The following is a 21881-nucleotide window of genomic DNA, read 5'->3' as shown; positions in this document are numbered from 1 at the left end:
GGGCAGCTTTGCCGTGCCAATTTTCCACGATCACCACTTCCCTCACCGCGCCCGTCCGGGCGGAACCTGAAAGGCCCTTCACATGCAGTACATCGGCATCACCCACGACGGCGCGGCCTGGGTTGCGGCCCTGGCCGACAGCCGGGTCTACCCGCTGGCTCCGGTCCAGGATTTCTGGGCGGATGCCGCCGGCTGGCAGGAAAAGTCCCTGTCCCTGACGGCCGGCGGCGCGTCGCTGAACCGGGCGGACGTCACCGAAGTCCCGCTGGTCCCGCCCACCGCCCGCGTGATCTGCGTGGGATTGAACTACCGCGCCCACGCCGCCGAGGGTTCCTTCTCCGTGCCCGAATACCCCACGCTGTTCGGCCGGTGGACCGCGTCCCTTTCGGTCGGCAATGTCCCCGCGCCCGTGCCCGCCGGCGAGGCCGGGCTGGACTGGGAAGGCGAAGTCGCCGCCTACGTGGGCCGGCGGGTCGAATCCGCGGACGAGGCCACCGCCGCGGAAGCCGTCTTCGGCTACTCCACCTTCAACGACCTCACCGCGCGGCGGGCCCAAAAGCTCACCGCCCAATGGACCCTGGGAAAGAACGGCGACTTCAGCGGCCCCCTCGGCCCGCTGGTCAGCCGCGACGAGGCCGGGGACCTTCGCGAGGGATTGCAGGTCCGGACCCGGGTCAACGGCACCGAGGTCCAGAACGGCAACACCCGGGACATGATCTTCTCCGTCCCGGCCATCATCGCCCTTATCAGCCAGACGATGACCCTGCATCCCGGTGACGTCATTGCCACGGGAACCCCGGAGGGGGTCGGCTACGTCCGGACCCCGCCGTGGCTCCTGCAGCCCGGCGACACGGTCGAAGTGGAAATCGACACCCTGGGAACGCTCACCACGCCCGTGGGCGGCCCGTCACTGCGGGCACGGGCCTGATGACGGCCGTCAACAACGCGGCCCTCGGCGACCTGCCGGAGCGGGTGCCGGTGCTGATCGCCGGCGGAGGACCCAGCGGGCTGTTCCTGGCCCTGGACCTGGCGCACCGCGGCATCCACAGCCTCGTCATCGAGCCGAGGACCACCATTGACCAGGACCGGCCGCGCGCCAAGACCACGAACGCCCGCACCATGACGCACCTGCGCCGCCTCGGGCTTGCCGACAAACTCCGCGACGCCGCGACGCTGCCGGTCTCCTACGCCCAGGACGTCATCTTCTGCTCCGCCCTCACCGGCCACGAAGTCACCCGGTTCCGCCAGGCCTTCCAGCTCGTCCCTGGCCGGTATGGTCCCCAGCCGGAATGCGGGCAGCAGGTCCCGCAGCCCGTCATGGAGGCCGTGCTGCGGGAGGCCGCCGCCGAATCCCCACTCATCACGCTACTGACCGGCCTGAGCGTGGAAGACCTGGACATCAACCAGGGCGGCGGCACGCCGGGCCCGGGCCGGCCGCGCTTCGGCTCGCGCGTGGCGGTGTCCGACGCAACCGGGCGGCGCAAGGCCGTGGACTGCAGCTTCGTCGCCGCGGCCGACGGCGGTTCCTCCACCGTGCGCCGCCGGCTGAACATCCGCCTCGCCGGGGGCTCCGCCGAGCTCTCCAACATCAGTGTCCTGTTCCGTTCCGACACCCTCGCCGCCGCGATCACCCTGGACCCGGCCGTCCAGTACTGGGTCCTGGGACCCGAGGTTTCGGGCATGGTGGGGCGGCTGGACCTCGGCAGCACCTGGTGGGCCATCATCCAGGGCGTGGACGGCAGCGCATCACCCGACGCCGGACGCCTGGTCCGTTCGCTCGTCGGGGCCGACGTCGACGTCGAGGTCATCGCCACCGACCCCTGGACGGCCCGCATGCTGCTCGCCCCGGGATACGGGCACGACGGCGTGTTCCTGGTCGGGGACGCGGCGCACCTGAATCCGCCCTGGGGCGGGCACGGGTTCAACACGTGCATCGGCGACGCCGCCAACCTGGCCTGGAAGATCGCCGCCGCCCTGGCGGGCTGGGCCGGCCCGGCCCTGCCCGGCAGCTACGAGCTGGAGCGCCGGCCCGTCGCGGCCCGGACCATCCGCGACGCCGCCGCCAACGGGAAGTCGCTGGCCTACCACTTCGCGGACCCGGCCCTGGGCCGGGCGGATGTGGACGGCGAGGCAGCCCGGCGGGTCGCCAAGGAGGCGCTGGCCGTCAAACAAAGCGAGTTCGACTCGCTGGGGCTGGTGCTGGGCTACACGTACGGCTCCTCGCCTCTGGTGGTCCCGGACGGACTGCCCGTCCCCGCCGAGGACCCCGTCAGCTACGTCCCCTCCGCCAGCCCCGGATCGCTGCTGCCGCACGCCTGGCTCGACGCGACAACGTCGCTCTATGACCTGCTGGACACCGGCTTCACCCTCCTGGTGGACCGCGACAGCCTGGGCGGCGCGGCCGCCGGACAGGCCTACGCGGCGGTCCTCGCCGCCGCCGCGATCCACAAAATCCCGCTGTCCGTCGTCAACGTCGGACCCGACCAGCACGGAACCCCGATGACCACGCACTGGCAGGCCGCCGCGGTGCTGGTCCGCCCGGACCAGCACGTCGCCTGGCGGGGGACCGACCCCGCGGGGGCCGCCGCGGCCATTGGCGTGGCCGCCGGCTGGCCGCTGGCAACACCATCCGAAGACCCCGACAGGAGAACACGTGTCCGTGCCGTCCTTCCGTGACTATCTCTACCCGCCCGACCACCCGCGGGTGGCGCAGATCCGTGGCCTGGATGCCCGCGGCTATGCCGAGGCGGCAAAGACCGATCCCTTCGCGGGTCCCATGATCCAGGGCTGGGCCGCCCAATACCCCGAGCCTTTCACCGGGGTGACCAGCGACGGTGTCCACCGGGCCGGGTTGTACCCCCTTGAACCGGCGCCGGCGGGGGAGGAGGCGCCGGCGGCCGCCATGACAGCCGCCGCCCGGGACCTGCTGGCACGACTCACGCCGGCCCAGGCCGAACAGCTCCGCTACGGGGTGGACGCGCACGAATGGCAGAGCTGGGCCAACCCGGAATTCCTGCAACATGACACGGGCCTGCGCCTGGACGAGCTGGACCAGGGCGTGCGCGAACAGATCCTGGCCGTCCTGGCGGCGAGCCTGAGTCCGGCCGGCTACGGGCTGGTCCGGAACCTGATGCGGATCAATGGATTCCTGGGCGGCCTGGTGGAGCTGCCGGAGCTGATGAACGAGTTCAGCTACAACTTCGCCCTCTACGGTGACCCGTCGGAGACGGCCCCGTGGGGCTGGCAGCTCTTCGGCCACCACGTGGCGCTCAACGTCCTGGTGGCCGGGACCCAGCTGGTGGTCTCGCCGGTGTTCCTCGGCGCCGAACCGGACGTCATCGACGCCGGCCCGCACCAGGGCGTGGCCGTTTTCAAGGAGCGGATCGCCCTGGCGCGGCGCCTGATGCAATCCCTGCCCGGGCCGCTGCGGGACGAGGCTACGCTTTTCGCGGACATGCAGGACCCGGCCATGCCGGAGGGCAGGCTGCACCCCGGGGACGAACGGCACCTGGCCGGCTGCTTCCAGGACAACCGCGTGATTCCCTACGAGGGCATCCCGGTCAACGCGATGCCCGCCGCGGCACGCGCGATCCTGGACGAGCTCGTGGCAGACTTCATCGCGTTCCTCCCCGACGGGCCGCGGACCGCCCGCCGGCGGGAGATCGCGGCCCACTGGGACGAAACCTGGTTCTGCTGGATCGGCGGATGGGAGGCGCAGGACGCCTTCTACTTCCGGCTGCAAAGCCCCGTGCTGGTCATGGAACTGGACCACCACACAGGCGTCTTCCTCAGCAATGACACCCCGGCCCCGTTCCACATGCACACGGTGCTGCGCACCCCGAACGGCAACGACTACGGGCGCGAGCTGGTGCGCCAGGCTCTGCACGCATCATGAACCGCTGACAAGCCATCCACAGACGCGAATGGCCCGGAACCCTCCGCGGGGGTTCCGGGCCATTCGCGTGGGACCTGCAGCCGGACCGGAAAACCGGGTCAGATGCCCCGGTCCGGCTAGATGTCCAGCGCAGCCCTGCGCTGCGGCGGGGGACCCACCACGGTCAGGTCCATCTCGGCCTGGGCCCGGCCGAAGCCCTCCATGTCCATGTAGGGCTCGCCGCCCTCGGTGTACATGTAGTCCTCCGTGGGCTTGTTGAAGTACTCGAAGAAGCCGTTGAAGACCGACGGCGTCAGGAACCCGACCATCTGGGTGTTGTGGGAATCGAAGGCGAAGGAGTGGATGGTCCCGGCCGGGGCGTGGAGGAAGTCGCCCTTGGTGAGCAGCACTTCGCGGCCGTTGGCGTAGATCCACATCCGGCCCTCGGTGCAGAGGAAGTTTTCCGTGTGCTGTTCGTGGAAGTGCAGCGGAATGTAGGGGGACTTGGCACCCTTGGTGTGGACGGCGAAGTAGTTCGATCCCGTGTTCGCCGGCCGGGACAGGTACGTGAACATGGTCTGGTAGCTGACCATCCGCTCGCCCTCGCCGGCACTGAGGAAGTACGGGCTCTGGGCCGCCGGCAGCCCGGCGTCCTGACGGAAAGACGGTGCCACCCGTTCGACGTCGGGGAACGTCATGCCGAATTCGGCGCCCACCGCCGCGCACTCCTGCAGGCTGGGCTTCCGGCCCGGGGTGACAGGCGGGACGTGCGAATCGATGGGTGTGCCGACGCGTTCGTAGTAGGCCTCGGCGCCGCCCGGGGTCATCCAGTTCAGGAACCGGGTGTAGTGGCTTGCCATCCGGTACGCGTGCGGGGTTCCCGGCGGGATCACCACGGAATCCCCGGGAGTCAGGATGCGGCTTTCGCCCGGCAGCCAGACGTGCAGGATGCCGTCGAAGACATACAGCGTTTTGTGTTCCACCGCGTGGCTCACAAACGGCGATTCGGCCCCCATGCCGCCGGAGATATAGGCGGCGCTGAAAATGCCGCCGGTGTCCGCCGCCCGGGCGATCACCGTGACCAGCTGGCCGTTGATCTCATAGCGGGCGCCTTCGCCCGACGCCATGTAGTACGGGACGGCGTCGCCCGGCAGCACATTCGCCAACGGGAGCTCTTTGTTCATTTCCTCAACGCTGAGGGACATCGCATCCTTCTTTCCTGTCTGTGGAGCGCGGGCTGCCCCCAAGACTGCCCCTGATTCTCCGCCGCGGCGACTTCCATTTCCAATGAATGAAACACTTCTGCCCGTCGCCCCGGGCTGTTGGGCGCCGGGAAGCCGTTGGCGGCGGCCTGCGGGCGGTCACGGGTAGGCGCCCGCCGCCTTTCGCCGATACGGTCCAAAGTCCCTGTTTTGGTGTCAGTGCTCCCGGTTAGTCTTGCGTGAGGCGCATGGCGGTCCGTAATGCGAGCCGGTGCGCCTCCAGCCAAGAACAATGGGGGGTACGTTGTCCAACGATTCAGTCATGACCTGGTTTCCCGGCGACGCAGGCCGCACCGCGGCAGCCGAGCCTTCAGAGCGGAGCGAGGCCGTCGCCCCCTCCTGGGACCGCGTCATCCCTCAAGGGTCTCCCGGCGCCAGCCGCGGTGACTACTGCCGCGACCATTGGCCGCCCCTGTAGGGGTACCGCGGAGGCGCCAGTGTTCCTGCCCGCGGCGGACCCAGACGGCGGTAGCCCGCGCACGGCTGTTGGCTTCTATTTACCTGGGATTTACGTGACTTGCCTTGTGGGCGTTCCACGGCCGCAGCGAGACTTTAATGACGGGCTGACATCATCCGTTCAGCCTCAGGGACAAACCAAACCAGCGGGCAGCAGCGACGCTTTCCCCTTCACCCTGTGGCAATGATGTCCGGACGGGGAGCCCGCGAATCGGGAGGATCGTCATGGCCGGCACATTTGAACTCTTCGTTGACGCCGATGCCTGCTTCAGGTTTCGGCTCAGGGCACCGGACGGGGCCGTACTGGCCGTGTCAAAGGGCTTCGCGGACAAGCCTGCAGCGGTTGCCGGCATCACCGCGGTGCGCGAGTACGCCGGCATGGGGCTGATCAGTGATCTGTGCCCGGAGCCGCCGGCAAGTCCGGCGGCTCCGCGGCCGAGAAGCACTCCGACTCCGGTGCCCGGCGTCGACCGGCGCGTGCACGACAACGACCTCCGGATCCGCGCCCGCGCCCTCCGCCGCCCGGCGCACGGGCCGGGCGCGGTAGGCGTCGGCTGATCCGGCAGGGCCCACGGCGACCCGGCCGCGGCAAACGGCCCAAACGGCCCAGGCGGCCAGGGGCGCCGCTACGGGTCCATTCCGGCGTGCACCGGAACGAATTCGATCTTGTTCGCGGGCTGAACCGTTTTCCTGGGCGCCCGCGAGAACCCCTTGGCATCCAGGTGGTTCTGCGCCCGGTACTCTGCCAGGGCCTCGTCGTAGATGCCGTTGAGCCGGTGCCCGGAATAGACGTGTTCTGAGCCATCGGTGAACGTGATGCTGATGAGCGACTTTTCCGGGAAGTGCCGGTTCATGCGGATGAACCCCTCGGCGTCTTGCTTGAGATTGATCATGTGGTTCCCACTTTCGTGATCGAGTTGATCCAGTCTCCCGCCTTCGCTGTGACTAAACCAACCGGCCAGGACCAGCCGGCTTCCTCCAGCGGGCCAGGCCACCCTGCTCGATGGGGATTAGGCCGTGCCCCTATTCGGGGGCATACGCGTCCACCGCTTGCTGCAGCACGGGGCTGAATCGGTCCCAGGAATCGGCCGGCGTGGCCACAACCAGGACGCTGCTTCCCCGGGTTCCCGCAACGAGGCAGGCTATTTCACGGTATTTGTGGGCACCGATCCGCGTTACATAGGTGTCTTCCACGCAGGAACCGGTGCCTCCCCGGAACCCCATTCCGGCGCGGTACTGCAGCCGGCTCGCGGATGCGGCGTTCTCGCCCGTGAGATGGGCCAGCCGGAATTCGGGCCAATTAGCCAGCGACTCGTCGCCCTGCTGCGGCGTGGCATTGAGATAGATCTGGAGGTCCCCGTCGGGGGCGGTGACGGTCGCGGACACGCTGCCGGGGTCGCCCGGCACGGGAGCGGCATCAGGCGGGATGGCCAGCACGGCTGTGGTGTCCGGAAGCTCCAGCGGCTGCCATCCTGCCGGGGCCGGTCCGGAACGGAACCACGCGAACGGGGTGGGGCCGGAGGCAGGCGCCGCCGTCTGGTTCCCGGCCGGACTGCCGCACGCGCTGAGGGCCAAAGCCGCTAGCGCCGCCGGCACCCCGAACAGGAGCCCCCTGCCGGGGCCCGGCCCAAGCGCCCCGTGGCTGCTACTTGTTGCCGTCACCGTCGTCCGGTCCTCCGTTGTTGTCGGCATCATGATCGTTTCCGGCAGGCACCCGGGCGGGCGGCGGAACCATGGGCCGCGGCGCCGGTGGAACGACGCGCCGCGGGGCGGGCGCCGGCGGCCGGATCATGGGCGCCGGGGCGGGCGGGGCAGCGTACCGTGGCGGAGCCGGCACAACGGGCGGGGCAACGGTCGACGGCGGAGCCGGCACAACGGGCGGGGCAACGGTCGACGGCGGAGCCGCGTTGCCGGCTGGGTCCTTGGGCGACGGCGGGGGGGTCCCCGTCGCAGGAACTGACGGGACTGTGTAGGGGGCCGGTGCCGGCGTCGCTGTGTGCCCGGCGAAGCAGGCCCCCAGCAGCAGGATGGCGCCCAACGCCGCGGCGGCAGTCGCCGGGCGAAGAATCTTCATTGTGCTCTCCTTTGGTATGGCCGGCCAGGGGCGGCCGGACCTGTCCCTACAACGGTTCCGGCAGCCTGCAGGTTCAACGCCGGCTGCGGCCATCGACCGCGCCGGGCGTAAGTGAACTGTTTGCCGCCCGGCGTCGTCCTACCTCCAAGGAGGCGGAAATGTCCGATCAGGAGGCCGAGTTACTGCGATCGCTGCAGGAGGCTTACGGCCCGGCGCTATGGCGGTTCGTCATGGGGATGACCCGTGACAGCGCCCTGGCGGATGACGTCGTGCAGGAGACGCTGATCCGCGCGTGGAAACACCCGGCGATTCTGCGGCGCCCGGAGACGGCGGTGCGGGCCTGGCTTTACACGGTTGCCCGCAACCTCGTCATTGATGACCGGCGCAGCGCCCGGCGCCGGCACGAAACGGGAACCGATCAGCTGCCTGAGATTCCGGAGGCGGACCGGGTCGACAGGATCCTGGACGGGTGGCTTGTCTCGGATGCGCTCGCCGGGCTGTCCGCCGAGCACCGGGCCGTCGTCATTCATTCGTACTATTTGCGGGAGACGACCGCCGAGATCGCGCAAAATCTTCAACTGGCCGAGGGAACGGTGAAGTCGCGCCTGCACTACGCGCTGAGGGCGATGCGGCTGGCCCTGCAGGAGGGAGGCGTGACGCCATGAACCAGAACGGAACCGATGAGTACCGCCGCTGGGATGCCGCGTACGTGCTGGGTTCCCTCATCTCCTCGGAGCGGCGCGAGTTCGAGGAGCACTTGTCCGGCTGCGCGGGCTGCAGGGCCGCCGTCGCCGACCTTGCCGGACTGCCGTCGCTGCTGGCAGCACTCTCACCCGAGGAAGCCCAGTCCCTCGGGCGGACGGACGGCGAACGGCGGACGCCGACGTTGCAGCCCGGGCTGGCGCATAAGGTCCAGCGCGGCCGCCGGCGCACCCGCCTGGCTGTCGCCGGGATCATGCTGGGCGCCGCTGCCGCCGCAGGCGCGGTTTACGTTGAGGTCACGGCCTCCCCGCCCCCGGCTGCCCAGATCCAGGCCGCATCCGCGACGGCCCTGGACTTCACGCCGGTCGCCGACAGCGCCATGGTGGCCACCGGATCCCTGACCACGCAGCCGTGGGGAACGCAGATCGACTGGCAGTGCACGTACACGCCGTCCCCGGCCGACTACGCTCTGCCGGGTGGTCTCCGCGCGCCGGAAGAGTACGGATTGGTGGTTGTCGACTCCCGCGGCGCCACGACCCAGGTGGCCACCTGGACGGCAACGCCGGGGACAGTGGCGACGCCGACGGCCACCACGGTTGTCCCGAGAGCCGATATCCGCAGCATTGAAATCCGCGCCGTCGCGAGCGGCAAGACGCTGCTGGCCGCGCGCCCGTAGCGCCGGCACAGCGGCGCGGCGCCGGATGGATGGCCAGGACTCCATTGCAGGGACAATGGAGGCGTGACTTCCGCGACCGCACCCCTGGACCCAGCCTGCGCGAAGGGCCTCTTCGACCTCGGCGCCATCGGGGCTGGCCTGGCCTTTGCGGAATCGCTGGGAGCCCTCGCGGCGGCATTGCAAGCCGGTGGTGCGGGGGCGTCCGCGGTGGTGCAGGCGCCTCCTGGCACAGGCAAGACGACACTGGTGCCGCCGCTGCTCGCCAACATCTCCGCCGGCGGGAGGGGCGGGCGCCCGCGGATCGTCGTCACCCAGCCGCGCCGCGTCGCTGCCCGTGCGGCCGCCCGGCGCCTGGCCGCCCTGGACGGCACCCGGCTCGGCGACCGCGTGGGCTACACGGTCCGCGGGGAACGCCAGACCGGCCCGGGTACCGTGATCGAGTTCGTTACCCCCGGCATCCTCTTGCGCCGCCTCCTCGCTGACCCGGGGCTCGAGGGCACGGACGCCGTGATCCTCGATGAGGTCCACGAACGCGGGCTGGAGACCGACCTCCTCGTTGGCATGCTCGCCGAAGTCCGCCAGTTGCGCGGCGACCTCGCCCTCGTCGCCATGTCGGCCACCCTCGATGCCCCCCGCTTCGCCGCCTTGATTGGAGACGCGCTGATCGGTGCGGCGGCGGACGGAAATGACGACGGCGGCGGGCCGGCACCGGTCATCGACTGTCCGTCCGTGCTGTTTCCGCTGGACGTGGAATGGGCCCCCGCGCCGGCGCCGCGGCTGGATGAGCGGGGCGTGGCCCGGGCCTTCCTGGACCATGTGGCCGACACGGCAGCGGCCGGGCACGCGGCCGCGTTGGCTGGCGGACGGGATCTGGACGCCCTGGTGTTTGTTCCCGGCGCCTGGGAGGTTTCCTACGTGGCTGCGCGGCTCCGCGGCCGGAGCCGCGCCGAGGTTCTGGAACTCCACGGCCAGGCCCCGCCGGCGGAGCAGGACCGCGCCGTCTCCGGGCGTGAGCCCGGCGGGGCTGCCCGGATCATCGTTTCCACCGCACTCGCCGAGTCCTCCCTCACTGTTCCGGGCGTCCGGCTGGTCATCGATTCCGGGCTTTCCCGCGAGCCGCGGCGCGACGCCGGCCGCGGAATGTCCGGACTCGTGACGGTGTCCTGCTCCCGGGCGTCCGCGGACCAGCGTGCCGGCCGTGCCGCACGCCAGGGCCCGGGAACGGTGATCCGCTGCTATGACCAGCGGGCCTTTGGCGCTGCGCCGGCGCACCCGACGCCGGAGATCGCGGCAGCTGACCTGACCGGCGCCGCCCTGGTCCTGGCCTGCTGGGGATCCCCCGGCGGCCGGGGACTGGCGCTGCCGGACGCGCCGCCCCGGGCCGCGATGGACGAGGCCGTCGAAGTGCTGCGGGAACTCGGCGCCGTCACCGCGGAGGGTCACGCAACCGAGGTGGGCAAGACCCTGGCCCGGGTCCCGACTGATCCCCGGCTGGCCCGCGCCCTGCTGGACGGCGCCGCGACGGTGGGCTACCGCACGGCGGCCGAGGCCGTTGCCCTGGTCTCGGGGGACCAGCGCGCACCGGGCGCAGACCTCACCAGGCTGCTTGCCGCGCTGCGGACGGGCCGGGATCCCGGATCCCGGCGCTGGTCGGAGGACGTCCGGCGGATGGAGTCAATCGCCCGGCAGGAATCCACCGGTGGCGGGCATCAGAAGCCATCCGGCGCCGCGCCGCTTGCATCTGCTGGGGCCGTTGGTGCCGCGGAGGCGGTCGGGTTCGTCGTCGCCCTGGCTTTCCCGGACCGGGTGGCGCGCCGCGTTCCGGGCCAGGGGCCGGCGCAATACCTGCTGACCTCCGGAACGCGGGCCGGGTTGCCGGCCGGCAGCGCCCTGTCCGGGCACGAATGGCTGGGAGTGGCCGAAGTGTCCCGCGCACAAGGGCGCGACGCCGCGGGGACCGGTGCCGTCATCCGCTCTGCGGCGCCGCTGACCGCGGACACCGCAGAGGCCGCCGCCGGCAACCTCCTGAGCGACACGCTGCAGGCGCGGTTTAGCCAGGGCCGGGTCTCGGCCCGGCGGGAGCGCCGCCTGGGCGCGATCGTGCTCTCGTCCACCCCGGTGCGGCCTCCTGCGGAGGAGGGCCGCGCAGCCGTGGCCCGCGCCCTGGCCAGCGAGGGGCTGGCCACCATCGGATGGTCGAACGCGGCGGACGGCTTGCGCCGCCGTCTTGCCCTGCTGCACCGGGAGTTGGGCGGGGCATGGCCCGACGTTTCCGAACCGGCGTTGCTGGCCCGGCTTCAGGACTGGCTGGCCCCGGAGCTCGCGGCGTTGGCCGGCGGGGCATCGACGGGCGGGATCGACCTCGCCGGCCCGCTGAGCCGGCTGCTGCCGTGGCCCGAGGCGGCCCGGCTGGGCGAACTGGCACCCGAGTCGCTGGCGGTCCCCAGCGGATCCCGGATCCGGATCGACTACCCGGACGCGGCAGACGCCACCGGCCGGCCCGTAGTGGCCGTCAAGCTGCAAGAGTGCTTTGGCTGGGCCGAGACGCCGCGGCTGGCCGACGGGCGCGTGCCGGTGCTGTTCCATCTGCTCTCGCCGGCCCGCCGGCCCCTGGCCGTGACAGACGATCTCGCATCCTTCTGGTCCGGGCCCTACGCCCAGGTCCGGGCCGAAATGCGCGGCCGCTATCCGCGGCATCCGTGGCCTGAAGACCCATGGACCGCACCCGCGACAGCCCGGACCAAGCCGCGGAACTGACGCCGGACCAGCAGCCCGGCGCTGCCAACTGACCACTCGCGCCGCCCGGGCAACAGGGGCATGATGAAGGAGCACGACACCGGCGGGCCTCCCGGCCCGCGGGACGCCGGGCAAACAGGCCGGTCAAACGGGCGGGTCAAACCTGCCCGTCAAACAAAAATCAGCCACGCGATGAAGAGTGATGGCCATGCACCTTGCGTTCGTCTCCATTCCCGCCTACGGACACGTGAACCCGACCCTGCCGCTGGTGGCGGAGCTCGTGGCCCGGGGGCACAGGGTCACATATTTCACGTCCGCCGACTTCGGACCGCTGATCCGCAAGGCCGGCGCGGACTTTCACGCGTCCGGCGGGAACTGGATGGCATCGCTGCCCGCCCTGGGGCCCGGGCAGCGGGCACAGGCGCACCTGATGCTGCCGATCATGCACCGCGTGTTCGAGGACCTCAGAACCAGCTTTCCGGCGTTGGTCGATCAACTCCGCCAGGACCCGCCGGACGCTATCTGCTTTGACGCGATGACGCTTAGCGGCAGCATGGCGGCGGAAAAGATCGGTGCCCCGGCCATTGCCCTCATGCCCACCTATGCCACCAACGAGCACTTCTCGCTGAGATCGCTGATGCCTGCCCCGCCACCGGACGGCGCCGATGAGATGGCCAAGGTTGCGCTGGCCATGGGCCGATTGCTGGCGGAGTTCGCGGCCGGGCAGGGCGTGCGGACACCGCGGATGTTCGATGGTCCGCCTGCGCCGTTCAACATCGTGTTCCTACCCCGCGAATTCCAGCCCATGGGGGCGACCTTCGATGACCGGTTCCGGTTTGTGGGTCCCAGCGTCGGCGGCCGGGATACCGACGGCGAATGGGAGCGTGAGGGAACGGGACCGCTGTTGTTTATTTCGCTGGGCACCACCCCGCTGAACCGCCGGCCGGACTTCTTCCGGATGTGCCTTGATGCCTTCGGCGGAAGCGAGTGGAACGTCGCGATGGCCGTTGGGGACCAGACCAGCCTGGCCGATCTCGGAACGATTGCGCCGAACGTCCGGGTCCGGCCGTTCTTCCCGCAATTGCAGGTACTGCGCCGGACCGCCGTCTTCATCACCCACGCCGGCATGAATTCGACCATGGAAGCGCTGTATTACGCCGTCCCAATGGTGGCCGTGCCCCAGCAGCCGGAACAGGCGGCCACCGCCCGCCGGTTGGAAGAACTGGGTCTGGGCAGGCGCCTTGCTCCGGAGGATGTCGGGTCCGACGCGCTCCGGGCCGCGGTCACCGCGGTCCATACGGACGAGCAGGTCCGGCGCAACCTGGCCGCGATGCGCGATGTTGTCCGCAGCGCGGGAGGGGCCGTGGCTGCCGCCGACGCCATCGAGGCGCGTGTGCAGCACGGGGCGGGCCGGTTCGGCGACTTCGGTTAGGCCGGGCCGTGATGCCAGACCGGTCAGGGGAGCGCGGCCGCGGGAATATCGCCGTGTGTTTTCAGGAAGTCGGCGACCGTCGCCGCCAGTGACGCCCCCGCCTCGTCGGCACTGCGCTTCGCGCCGGCAACGGCAAAGGAGTGGTCCCCGCCCTCGCGCCACTCCACCGTCGCGGACGGCCCGATTTTGGCCGCCACGGCCTCGAGCAGTTCCGGGGTGGCGAACGTGTCCCGCGTGCCCTGCAGGAACAGCATCGGCAGCGTCAGCCCGTAGAGGTGCTCGTCGCGGAGCTTTTCCGGTTTCCCCGGCGGGTGCAGCGGGTAGCCCAGATAGACCAACCCGGCGGCAGGCATGCCTTCCGCGACGGCCATTGAGGCCATGCGTCCGCCGAACGATTTCCCGGCGGCCCACAACGGCCGGCCCGCGGAACGGAACGCGGCTGCGGCCATGGCCGCCCGCCAGGTGGCGATGGCAGCCGGCGGCCGGTCCGGGAATTTTCGTCCGGCCTCGCGGTAGGGGAAGTTGAAGCGCAGGGTGGCGACGCCGAGTTCGTTCAGGGCGCGGGTGAAGCCCACAAGGAACGGATGGTCCATTCCCGCCCCGGCGCCGTGGGCAACGACCAGGGTTGCGAAGGAGTCCTCGGGGCCGGCAAAGACGCCCGACACTGCGGCGTCGCCGACTTCAAGGGTGATCGGGAACTCGGGCGTTGTCATGTGTCCATCATGCCGGGTGGACAGCTGTTCCGCTCTTCAACTGTCCACGCCGCCGGGGTAGGTTGTCCCCATGGCCAAGGAAGAAGTCCACCTCACCGTCAGCGGTCCGCACGGCGACCGGGAGTTGCGGGTGTCCAGCCCGGCTAGGGTTCTCTGGCCCGGCCCGGGACTGACCAAGCTGGACCTGGCCCGGTACCTGGTGGACGTCGGGGACGCCTTCCTGGCCGCGAACGGGGACCGGCCGGTAACGCTCCAGCGGTTCAAGGACACGGTGGACGGCGAGCAATTCTTCTCCAAGAACCCGCCCAAGGGTGCCCCGGACTTCATCCGCGCCGTCGACGTCGTCTATCCAAGCGGACGCACGCATCCCCAGCTGGTCATTGACGAAATCGCCGCCGCGGTGTGGGCGGTGCAGATGAATACGGTGGTCTTCCACCCCTGGGCCTCCCGGGCCGGCAAACCGGATTATCCGGACGAGTTGCGGATCGACCTCGACCCGCAGCCCGGTACCGGGTTCGTCGATGCCGTTCCGGTTGCACGCGAGTTGCGGCGCGTACTCGCGGAGGCCGGGCTGGAGGCCTTCATCAAGACCTCGGGCAACCGGGGGCTTCACGTCTTTGCCCCGATCGAGCCGACCCGGGAGTTCCTGGACGTGCGCCACGCCGTCATCGCGGCAGCCCGCGAACTCGAGCGTCGGATGCCCGCGCAAGTCACCACCGCGTGGTGGAAAGAGGAACGCGGCGCCCGCATCTTCGTCGACTTCAACCAGGCGAACCGCGACCGCACGATCGCGGGGGCCTACAGCCCGCGCGCACTCGCCAACGCGACGGTGTCGTGCCCGATCCGCTGGGAAGAGCTCGGGTCCGTCGACCCGGCTGATTTCACGATCGCCACCGTTCCGGAGCGGCTCAAAGTTTCCGGCGATCCGTGGGAGGGCATGCACGCAGGCGGCGCCGGCTCCGTCGATCTTTTGCTGGAATGGTGGAACAGGGACCTCGAAGCCGGGCTGGGGGAGCTGCCGTTCCCGCCGGACTTCCCGAAGATGCCGGGGGAACCGCCGCGGGTGCAGCCGAGCCGGGCGCGCAACAGCGGCTGAGGCTGCCCGCGCGGACGGGCAACACCCGCCGGCCCATCCGTGGCCGCTCCTGCATCGAATTACCGGCATGAGCAAGTCGGAGAAGAAGAACCTGCGGTATTGCGACTACTACTGCTTCATGTCGCTGAAGGACTTCGCGGCCTGGGTCGACGCCGACGACGACCGGGAACCCGCCATGTCCTACGCCGGGACCCCTACCAGGTAAGTTCCTGGGCCTTTATTACGTAGTGGCCGTCCCGCTCGGTGAACGTGGCCCGGTACCCGCGTTTGACCCCGTTAACCACCATCTGGCAATCCGTATGCGTGTTGACCTTGATATCCGGGAAGTTCTTGCACTCCACTTCGGAAATCGTGACACCAGGGTCCGTGGGTTTGGCGCGGGCCTTGATCCGCTCGGCCAGAACCTTGCCGCTGGTTTGCGGATCGAAGACCACCACCGACGGCGGGGCCGTCGCCGTCACCGTGGTTGTGGGGCCCGGTATGGCCGGGGGAGCGCCGCAACCCGTCATCAGGAGCGCCGCGCCCAGGCTTGCTGCACATGCAGTTCTGAATAAGTTCATCGTCGATCAAGTCCGTCCGACGCCCGACCACAGGGCTGCCCGAGACCCAGGCTGCCAGACCCAACGATGCCCGGACGGGCTTGGGGAATCCTTGGCCCTGCGGCCGCGGTGCTAGCGGTGGGAACGGACACTGCGAAGAATGCCGCGGATCGAAACGCCAACGGCGCACACCAGAGGGGCCAGCGCCACCAGAAGGACGACGGTGTTGGGCCGGAACGTCATGCGGCCCGAGGAGCCCTTGGCGTAGACGCCCAGGGGCAAGACGAAGCCGCCGCCCCCGCCTCCACTTCCGCCGCTGCCGGGCTGGGCGTCTTCCGGGCTGCTGCCTCCGCCGAAGCCGAAGGACACCACCGCTACCGGGACGATCTCTTCTCCTGCGATGTTCACGGCGGGCCCGTAGGCCCGGGACACACCGACATTCTTGAACGTGTCCACGAGGGACGAGAAAGACTCAGACATGGGACACACCATAGGCAACAGCACCCCCACGCGCCAGAGGCGTCCGCCGCTGATGCTTTGGGCAGGCGTGGTGTGCAGGGAAGAGGGGAGGGGGGCGGGGAAAGGAATCGGAACCAAAGCTCTGGTTGCCGGGCGTGTCATGCCCTTAGATTTGGAACTGGCGGGCTCAGCCCGCAGCACCGGAGACGAGGCACTGGAATTGAGGCACTGGACATGACGGCATCCACGAATGCGGCTTCACGGCTGGCCGACGCGCTGGCGATCATCCTTGGCACCGACGGCATCCCCCTGCGGCTGAAGGCCTGGGACGGCTCGGAAGCGGGACCGGAAGACGCTCCAGTCGTCGTTTTCCGGTCCCGGCGGGCACTTCGACGGATGCTGTGGTCCCCGGGGCAGCTTGGACTGAGCCGCGCCTACGTGGCCGGCGATATCGAGGCACCAGACGACATCTTCGCCGCCTTCGCGGCCATCAGTGCGGCGGGAAAGTTCGCCGAGCCCGGCCCGTTCCGGCCGCCGACGCCCGGCGAGGTGTTCGCGCTGGTCAAAACAGCCGTCCGGCTCGGCGCGCTCGGGACGAACCCGGCGCCGCCGCCGGAGGAAGCGCGCGTGAGCCGGCACGGGCGGCGGCATTCCATGGGGCGCGATGCCGCGGCCATTTCCCACCATTACGACGTCGGGAACGACTTTTACGCCCTCGTCCTGGGCCCTTCCATGGTGTACTCGTGCGCGGTCTGGGAGTCGGAGGAGACCGGGCTTGACGCCGCCCAGAGCGCCAAGCTCGATCTGGTCTGCCGCAAGTTGGGGCTCCAGCCGGGCATGCGGGTGCTGGATGTGGGATGCGGTTGGGGCAGCCTGGCGCTGCATGCCGCGCAACACTATGGGGCCGACGTCGTCGGGGTGACGCTCTCGGTCGAACAGGCGGCCCTGGCCCGTAAGCGGGCGGCGGACGCCGGACTCACGGACCGGGTGGACATCCGGGTGCAGGACTACCGCGACGTGGACGACGGGCCGTTCGACGCGATCAGCTCCATCGGCATGTCAGAGCATGTAGGGCGCGAGCAGATCCAGCACTATTCTTCCCACCTGCAGGGCCTGCTCCGCCCGGGAGGACGGCTGCTCAACCACGCGATTTCCTGGAACGCCGGCGCGACCCCGCCGGACCCTGACTCCTTCATTCCCCGTTATGTCTTTCCGGACGGTGAGATGCTCAGCCTCTCGGAGATGGTCGCGGCACTCGAATCGGCGGGCCTGGAGATCATGGACGTCGAGGCGTTGCGGCCCCACTATGCCCTGACGCTCAGGGCGTGGGTGCGGAACCTGGAGGAGCACTGGGACGAGGCCGTGCGTTTGGCCGGACTGGGAAGGGCCCGGGTGTGGCGGCTCTACATGGCCGCGAGCGCACTCGGCTTCGAGGCTGGCATCACGGGCGTGAACCAGATCCTGGTCCAGCGCCCGGGCGGCGCGGAACCCCCATTGCGCCGTTCGGCCTGGATGTGAGGCCCGGTCCTGGAAGTCCAGGCCGTGTGCCGAAGGCTGACCCGCGGACCGCGCGAAGCTAGGCTGTCATCATGAGCAATACCGAAGTCGCGCCCCAGGAAATCCTTTGCGAAACGGACAGGACCTGCGCTGGCGTCGAACTCTTGGTTCCGCGGCAGGTCCCGCTGGGCGGCCCGCGCGCGATGGATGTGCGGCGCACCCTTCCGCAGCGCCAGCGCAGCCTCATTGGGGCGTGGTGCTTCCTGGACCACTACGGCCCGGACCAGGTCGGCGATTCCGGCGGCATGAAAGTCCCGCGCCACCCGCACACCGGTCTTCAAACCGTCAGCTGGCTGTTCACAGGCGAAATCGAGCACCGGGATTCGGCCGGCTTCCACGCAGCGGTGCGGCCCGGTGAAGTGAACCTTATGACCGCCGGCCGCGGCATCAGCCATTCGGAATTTTCCACCCCGGACACCACCGTCCTGCACGGCGCGCAGCTGTGGGTGGCGCTGCCGGACACGGCACGCCACATGGCGCCCACCTTTGAGCACTACCGTCCGGAGCCGGTCAGCGGAAACGGCTGGACCATGCGCGTCTTCCTGGGCGCACTCGCCGGGTCCGTCTCGCCCGTCACCACCCACACGCCCCTGCTCGGTGCCGAGCTCCTGCTCGAAGCGGGGACGGAGCTGACGCTCGCAACAGATGCGTCCTTCGAACACGGCCTGCTCGTGGACTCGGGCAACCTCGCCCTGGACGGGCAGCCGGTCCCGACGGACAACCTCGCGTACCTGCCCGTCGGCCACGGGTCCCTGACCCTGGTCGCGGGCAGCGAGGGAGCCCGCGTTCTCCTCATTGGCGGAGAGCCGCTGGGCGAAAAAATCGTGATGTGGTGGAACTTCGTCGGCCGCAGCCATGAGGAGATCGTCGCGTACAGGGACCAGTGGCAGTCCGAGATCGGCGCGGACGCCGGCACTGCGGCCTCCGGCGCGGACGCCGGCACTGAGGACGCCGGCGCGGACGCCGGCGGCCGGGCATCCGACCTGCGGTTCGGCCCGTTCCCGCCCGGCGGCCCCGCCGCTCTCCCTGCCCCGGCCCTGCCGAATGCCCGCATCCGGCCCCGCGGCTGACCTGTTCATTCCGGCAGGCCCATACTGGCAAGCCCAGCCAGCCCTGCACCCGTAAGCCCGACTGCCTGGCCAATCCGGCCCGCTCAAGGAGACCATATTGACCACGATCACCATCAGTAACAACCCGCAGCGCAGCCGTGTCGAAGTGCTCGACGCCGGCACCGTGATCGGCCAGGCCGCTTACGTGGACGACGTCGGGGCGGGCCAGCGGATTTTCTACCACACGGAGATCAACGAGGAATATGGCGGCCGCGGGCTGGCCGGGGTGCTGGCCGAGCAGGCACTCGATGAGACTATCGCCGCGGGCCTCACGATCGTTCCGGTGTGTCCCTACATCAAGAAGTACTTGGGCAAGCACCCGGGCTATGCGGCCCACGTGGTACCGCCGGCCCCGGCGCATCTGCGGTTCCTGAGCGCCTCGCTGGCCCAACGCGTCCGGCAGTAGCCGCTCCGGGACACACCTGCGCCTCTGGACTCACGTGTGTGCGATGAACCGCTCCACACGCCGGTCCGGGATGAGCCAGATCGCGGCGACCACCGAATAGGCGGCGATCCCCAAGAGCGGGTTCACCAGGCTGAGCCCCATCCCGGCGATGTAGAGCGCCGGCGATCCCTTGCCCTTCCAGTCCTGCCCCATGGCCCGGTCCAGCGCGCCGCCGCGTCCCTGCTGGCGGATCAGGGTTGTTTTCAGGATGTAGTAGGCAATGGCGGCGAACAGCAGGTCCAGCCCATAGACGAGGACGGGTACCTCCGCCAGGCCCGTGTCATTTATCCACCGGGTGGTGAAGGGGATGAGGGAGAGCCAGAACAGCAGATGCAGGTTTGCCCAGAGCACCCCACCGTTGATCCGCCCGGCCAGATGCAGCATGTGGTGGTGGTTGTTCCAGTAAATCCCGACATAGATGAAGCTCAGCAGGTAGCTGAGCAGCGTTGGAAGCTCGTGAAGCAGGGCGGGCCAAGTCGGTTCGGCGGGGACGTGAAGCTCCAGCACCATGATGGTGATGACGATCGCCAGCACGCCGTCGCTGAAGGCCTCCAGCCGGTTCTTGTTCATGGGCCGCCTTTAGTCAGGGCATCGTGGCAGATGCAACGAGGAACTGCCGACGCCGTGACGTGCGGTTCGTAAGTAAGGGTACTAGTCCGGGGTCCCTGCTTCGAGTTCTTCCTCCGCCATTTCGAGGGCAAAGCCCAGCGCCTGGACGAGATTGGTGGTCGCCGCCACGATCCGGGGAGTGCCGACGATGGGTGCAACGGCGATCAGGATGCCCCGGACATCCTCCAAGGTGATGCCGACGTCTACGGCGGTACCGGCGTTGAACAGGTAGGAGGCGCCCGGGGCGTCGACTGCCGCGAGCGCCGCAATCCGGGCCAGCATCAGTTCGCGAGGCTCAAGGGTGGAGCGTTCGAGCGAAACGGCGGTGATGTCGGCGAGGACGGCGAGAACAGGTGCTTCTTCTTCGGCCATGGTTATGTCTCCATCTGGTTTCAGTGTTGTGCGCCGAGTGACGCGACATGAGCGGATCGGCCCGACTCGTCATGAACGTAACCCGCCACGACCAGGGGTGGCATCACCCGAACCGCATGAATCGATGGGTCAGTCGCCCGGCTGCGGAACAGATGGCGTTTTGAGCCTGCGCTGCGGGATCCATCAGCGATGCGTTGACGATGGGCCGGTTCGGGGCCAGAATCGCAGTAGCTTGAGCCGAGGCGGAGTGGCGCGCTCGGCGGGGACTGACCCAGGCAAGCAGTGCCGGTGGTGGTTCCGGACCTAATAGGGAGGTCGCTGATCATGGCCGAGACCAAAAAAGTCAAGCATCCGAGTGTCGAGGAGCGTGCTGCGAAGGGCAAGGGGCGGCGGGAAAAGACGCCCGTCTCCGCCCACACTGGGTGGAAACCCGCGTCCGACCGCCCGGATCCGGTCGCGCTGCTCGAGGAACAGAACCTCACCCGCGAACAAGATCTCGTGCCGGTGCGTCACGGCCGGATGCTGGTCTCACCGTTCACGTTCTACCGGGGCGCCGCCAAGATCATGGCAACCGATCTGAAAGACACTCCCCGGGCCGGCCTGGTGTCCCAACTGTGCGGGGACGCCCATCTATCCAACTTTGGCGTCTTCGCCTCACCAGAGCGAACCCTGTTGTTCGATCTCAACGATTTCGACGAAACTCTGCCCGGCCCGTTCGAGTACGACGTCAAACGCATGGCCGCGAGCTTCACCATCGCGGCGCGGAACAACGCGTTCACCAAGGAAGAAACGCGCGACGCGACACTCACCGCCGTTCGGGCTTACCGCGAGGCCATGGCAGAGTTCGCGCAGATGGGCACCCTGGACATCTGGTACGCCCGTCTGTCCGAGGAACAGCTGATGGAAACCATTGAGCTGGCCGTGGCAACCCAAAAGGGCAAGGCCCTCAAGAAGGCAGCCCACGGCATGGAAAAGACGGCGAAACAGAACGTCGCCAAGGCCCACACCCGCGACAGCCTGCAGGCACTCTCCAAGCTCGCCGAGCGGGTGGACGGGGAGTACCGGATCGTCAGCCAGCCGCCGATCGTCATTCCCTCACGGGAGCTGGGGGAATCATTCGGCATGTCTGCGGATGGGATTCAGAAAGCGGTTCGTGAGCAGCTCCGTTCCTACCGGGCCACGCTGCCAGACGACCGACGAATCTTGCTGGAGCGCTTCGAGGTCATCGATGTCGCCCGCAAGGTGGTGGGCGTCGGCAGCGTCGGCACACGGGCGTTCATCGCCTTGCTCCAGGGCCGCGATGAGCAGGATCCGCTGTTTCTGCAGGTCAAGGAGGCCACAAGGTCAGTGCTCGAGGACCACCTGCCGAAGAGCAAGTTCAAGCAGCCGGGCGAGCGCGTGGTGCAGGGCCAGCGGATGATGCAGGCCGCGAGCGACATCTTCCTGGGGTGGACCAAGGGCGTGCAGGACAACCGGTACCTCTACTGGCGCCAACTGCGTGACATGAAGGGCTCAGCCATTGTGGAAGGCATGAAACCGCTCGGCATGGGTTTCTACGCCAACGCCTGCGGCTGGACCCTCGCCCGTGCCCACGCCCGGTCAGGGGACCCGATCGCAATCGCCACTTACTTGGGCAAGAGCGACAAGTTCGAACGCTCCATCACCGACTTCTCCGAGCGGTACGCGGACCAGAACGAAAAGGACTACCAGGCCTTCGCCGACGCGGTTCGCTCAGGGCGGCTGGAAGCTACTGAGGGCCTCTGATCGCGG

The 21881-nt window shown here is 69.2% G+C and carries 23 protein-coding genes; 15 read left to right on the top strand and 8 right to left on the bottom strand.

The genetic code is table 11. The features are described from left to right. The first annotated feature begins 82 nt into the window (after window positions 1-82). From AC1DNG_RS03525 to AC1DNG_RS03515, 3 genes are read left to right on the top strand one after another with little or no spacing between them, the layout of a single operon-like run. Window positions 83-928, top strand: coding sequence for a fumarylacetoacetate hydrolase family protein (locus AC1DNG_RS03525; protein WP_476872613.1), 846 nt, complete (start codon window positions 83-85; stop codon window positions 926-928). Further along, window positions 928-2676 (top strand): FAD-dependent monooxygenase, encoded by a 1749-nt coding sequence (locus AC1DNG_RS03520; RefSeq protein ID WP_476886621.1) that lies wholly within the window; start codon window positions 928-930, stop codon window positions 2674-2676. Before AC1DNG_RS03525 ends, AC1DNG_RS03520 begins: the two co-directional genes overlap by 1 nt. Continuing rightward, window positions 2654-3895: a DUF3500 domain-containing protein gene (locus AC1DNG_RS03515; protein WP_476886620.1), complete on the top strand. Its 1242-nt coding sequence runs from the start codon at window positions 2654-2656 to the stop codon at window positions 3893-3895. Before AC1DNG_RS03520 ends, AC1DNG_RS03515 begins: the two co-directional genes overlap by 23 nt. Before the next feature lie 116 nt (window positions 3896-4011). Here the strand turns inward: AC1DNG_RS03515 and AC1DNG_RS03510 are convergent, their stop codons facing one another. Further along, complete coding sequence (locus AC1DNG_RS03510; protein WP_476849554.1) at window positions 4012-5079, bottom strand: quercetin 2,3-dioxygenase; 1068 nt, start codon at window positions 5077-5079, stop codon at window positions 4012-4014. Between the two features lie 319 nt (window positions 5080-5398). On the opposite strand from AC1DNG_RS03510, the gene AC1DNG_RS03505 reads away from it, so the two are divergent. Together AC1DNG_RS03505 and AC1DNG_RS03500 are read left to right on the top strand one after the other, a co-directional pair. Further along, window positions 5399-5554 (top strand): hypothetical protein, encoded by a 156-nt coding sequence (locus tag AC1DNG_RS03505; RefSeq protein WP_476849555.1) that lies wholly within the window; start codon window positions 5399-5401, stop codon window positions 5552-5554. A 263-nt stretch (window positions 5555-5817) separates the two neighbouring features. After that, window positions 5818-6150 carry a YegP family protein gene (locus AC1DNG_RS03500; RefSeq protein WP_028276773.1) on the top strand — a complete coding sequence of 111 codons (333 nt, stop codon included), beginning with the start codon at window positions 5818-5820 and terminating at the stop codon, window positions 6148-6150. 68 nt (window positions 6151-6218) lie between these two features. Here the strand turns inward: AC1DNG_RS03500 and AC1DNG_RS03495 are convergent, their stop codons facing one another. Beyond that, on the bottom strand, window positions 6219-6485 hold the full coding sequence (locus AC1DNG_RS03495) for a hypothetical protein (RefSeq protein ID WP_476849557.1): 267 nt from the start codon (window positions 6483-6485) through the stop codon (window positions 6219-6221). A gap of 130 nt (window positions 6486-6615) precedes the next feature. Further along, window positions 6616-7287 (bottom strand): hypothetical protein, encoded by a 672-nt coding sequence (locus AC1DNG_RS03490; RefSeq protein ID WP_476886619.1) that lies wholly within the window; start codon window positions 7285-7287, stop codon window positions 6616-6618. Between the two features lie 537 nt (window positions 7288-7824). On the opposite strand from AC1DNG_RS03490, the gene AC1DNG_RS03485 reads away from it, so the two are divergent. From AC1DNG_RS03485 to AC1DNG_RS03470, 4 genes are all read left to right on the top strand, one after another. Further along, window positions 7825-8331: a sigma-70 family RNA polymerase sigma factor gene (locus AC1DNG_RS03485; protein WP_230011359.1), complete on the top strand. Its 507-nt coding sequence runs from the start codon at window positions 7825-7827 to the stop codon at window positions 8329-8331. Beyond that, entirely contained in the window at window positions 8328-9044 is a 717-nt protein-coding gene (locus tag AC1DNG_RS03480) for an anti-sigma factor family protein (RefSeq protein ID WP_230011360.1), read from the top strand. Before AC1DNG_RS03485 ends, AC1DNG_RS03480 begins: the two co-directional genes overlap by 4 nt. A gap of 63 nt (window positions 9045-9107) precedes the next feature. After that, on the top strand, window positions 9108-11801 hold the full coding sequence (hrpB, locus tag AC1DNG_RS03475) for an ATP-dependent helicase HrpB (protein ID WP_476886618.1): 2694 nt from the start codon (window positions 9108-9110) through the stop codon (window positions 11799-11801). Window positions 11802-11988: 187 nt separating this feature from the next. Continuing rightward, window positions 11989-13212, top strand: a complete 1224-nt coding sequence (locus tag AC1DNG_RS03470) for a macrolide family glycosyltransferase (protein WP_476886617.1) — start codon at window positions 11989-11991, stop codon at window positions 13210-13212. Between the two features lie 23 nt (window positions 13213-13235). Here the strand turns inward: AC1DNG_RS03470 and AC1DNG_RS03465 are convergent, their stop codons facing one another. Then, window positions 13236-13925, bottom strand: a complete 690-nt coding sequence (locus tag AC1DNG_RS03465) for an alpha/beta hydrolase family protein (RefSeq protein WP_476886616.1) — start codon at window positions 13923-13925, stop codon at window positions 13236-13238. A gap of 70 nt (window positions 13926-13995) precedes the next feature. Here AC1DNG_RS03465 and ligD point away from each other — a divergent pair, with 70 nt between their 5' ends. Together ligD and AC1DNG_RS03455 are read left to right on the top strand one after the other, a co-directional pair. Beyond that, on the top strand, window positions 13996-15021 hold the full coding sequence (gene ligD / locus AC1DNG_RS03460) for a non-homologous end-joining DNA ligase (protein ID WP_476855982.1): 1026 nt from the start codon (window positions 13996-13998) through the stop codon (window positions 15019-15021). A gap of 67 nt (window positions 15022-15088) precedes the next feature. Next, on the top strand, window positions 15089-15226 hold the full coding sequence (locus AC1DNG_RS03455) for a hypothetical protein (RefSeq protein WP_164468558.1): 138 nt from the start codon (window positions 15089-15091) through the stop codon (window positions 15224-15226). On the opposite strand, the gene AC1DNG_RS03450 is transcribed toward AC1DNG_RS03455, so the two are convergent. Both AC1DNG_RS03450 and AC1DNG_RS03445 read right to left on the bottom strand, forming a co-directional pair. Beyond that, window positions 15216-15482: a hypothetical protein gene (locus AC1DNG_RS03450; protein ID WP_476849564.1), complete on the bottom strand. Its 267-nt coding sequence runs from the start codon at window positions 15480-15482 to the stop codon at window positions 15216-15218. The two genes, AC1DNG_RS03455 and AC1DNG_RS03450, sit on opposite strands and share 11 nt — an antisense overlap. A 210-nt stretch (window positions 15483-15692) precedes the next feature. After that, on the bottom strand, window positions 15693-16040 hold the full coding sequence (locus tag AC1DNG_RS03445; protein ID WP_476886615.1) for a hypothetical protein: 348 nt from the start codon (window positions 16038-16040) through the stop codon (window positions 15693-15695). Between the two features lie 213 nt (window positions 16041-16253). On the opposite strand from AC1DNG_RS03445, the gene AC1DNG_RS03440 reads away from it, so the two are divergent. The 3 genes from AC1DNG_RS03440 (at window position 16254) to AC1DNG_RS03430 (ending at window position 19091) form a co-directional block, all read left to right on the top strand. Then, window positions 16254-17537: a class I SAM-dependent methyltransferase gene (locus AC1DNG_RS03440; protein WP_476886614.1), complete on the top strand. Its 1284-nt coding sequence runs from the start codon at window positions 16254-16256 to the stop codon at window positions 17535-17537. Between the two features lie 71 nt (window positions 17538-17608). Beyond that, window positions 17609-18646 carry a pirin family protein gene (locus AC1DNG_RS03435; RefSeq protein ID WP_476886613.1) on the top strand — a complete coding sequence of 346 codons (1038 nt, stop codon included), beginning with the start codon at window positions 17609-17611 and terminating at the stop codon, window positions 18644-18646. Window positions 18647-18743: 97 nt separating this feature from the next. Then, complete coding sequence (locus tag AC1DNG_RS03430) at window positions 18744-19091, top strand: GNAT family N-acetyltransferase (protein WP_476886612.1); 348 nt, start codon at window positions 18744-18746, stop codon at window positions 19089-19091. A 30-nt stretch (window positions 19092-19121) separates the two neighbouring features. On the opposite strand, the gene AC1DNG_RS03425 is transcribed toward AC1DNG_RS03430, so the two are convergent. Then, the gene (locus AC1DNG_RS03425) at window positions 19122-19700 is read right to left on the bottom strand and encodes a TMEM175 family protein (protein WP_028276784.1); all 579 of its coding nucleotides are present in this window, start codon (window positions 19698-19700) and stop codon (window positions 19122-19124) included. Between the two features lie 81 nt (window positions 19701-19781). Beyond that, window positions 19782-20111 (bottom strand): carboxymuconolactone decarboxylase, encoded by a 330-nt coding sequence (locus AC1DNG_RS03420; RefSeq protein WP_476849568.1) that lies wholly within the window; start codon window positions 20109-20111, stop codon window positions 19782-19784. 324 nt (window positions 20112-20435) lie between these two features. On the opposite strand from AC1DNG_RS03420, the gene AC1DNG_RS03415 reads away from it, so the two are divergent. Next, complete coding sequence (locus AC1DNG_RS03415) at window positions 20436-21875, top strand: DUF2252 domain-containing protein (RefSeq protein WP_476886611.1); 1440 nt, start codon at window positions 20436-20438, stop codon at window positions 21873-21875. The last annotated feature ends 6 nt before the right edge of the window (window positions 21876-21881 follow it).

The organism is Arthrobacter sp. 01T425, from assembly GCF_056398725.1.
Note: the sequence above shows the minus strand (reverse complement) of the source record. Positions and strands in the feature narration are given on the sequence as shown.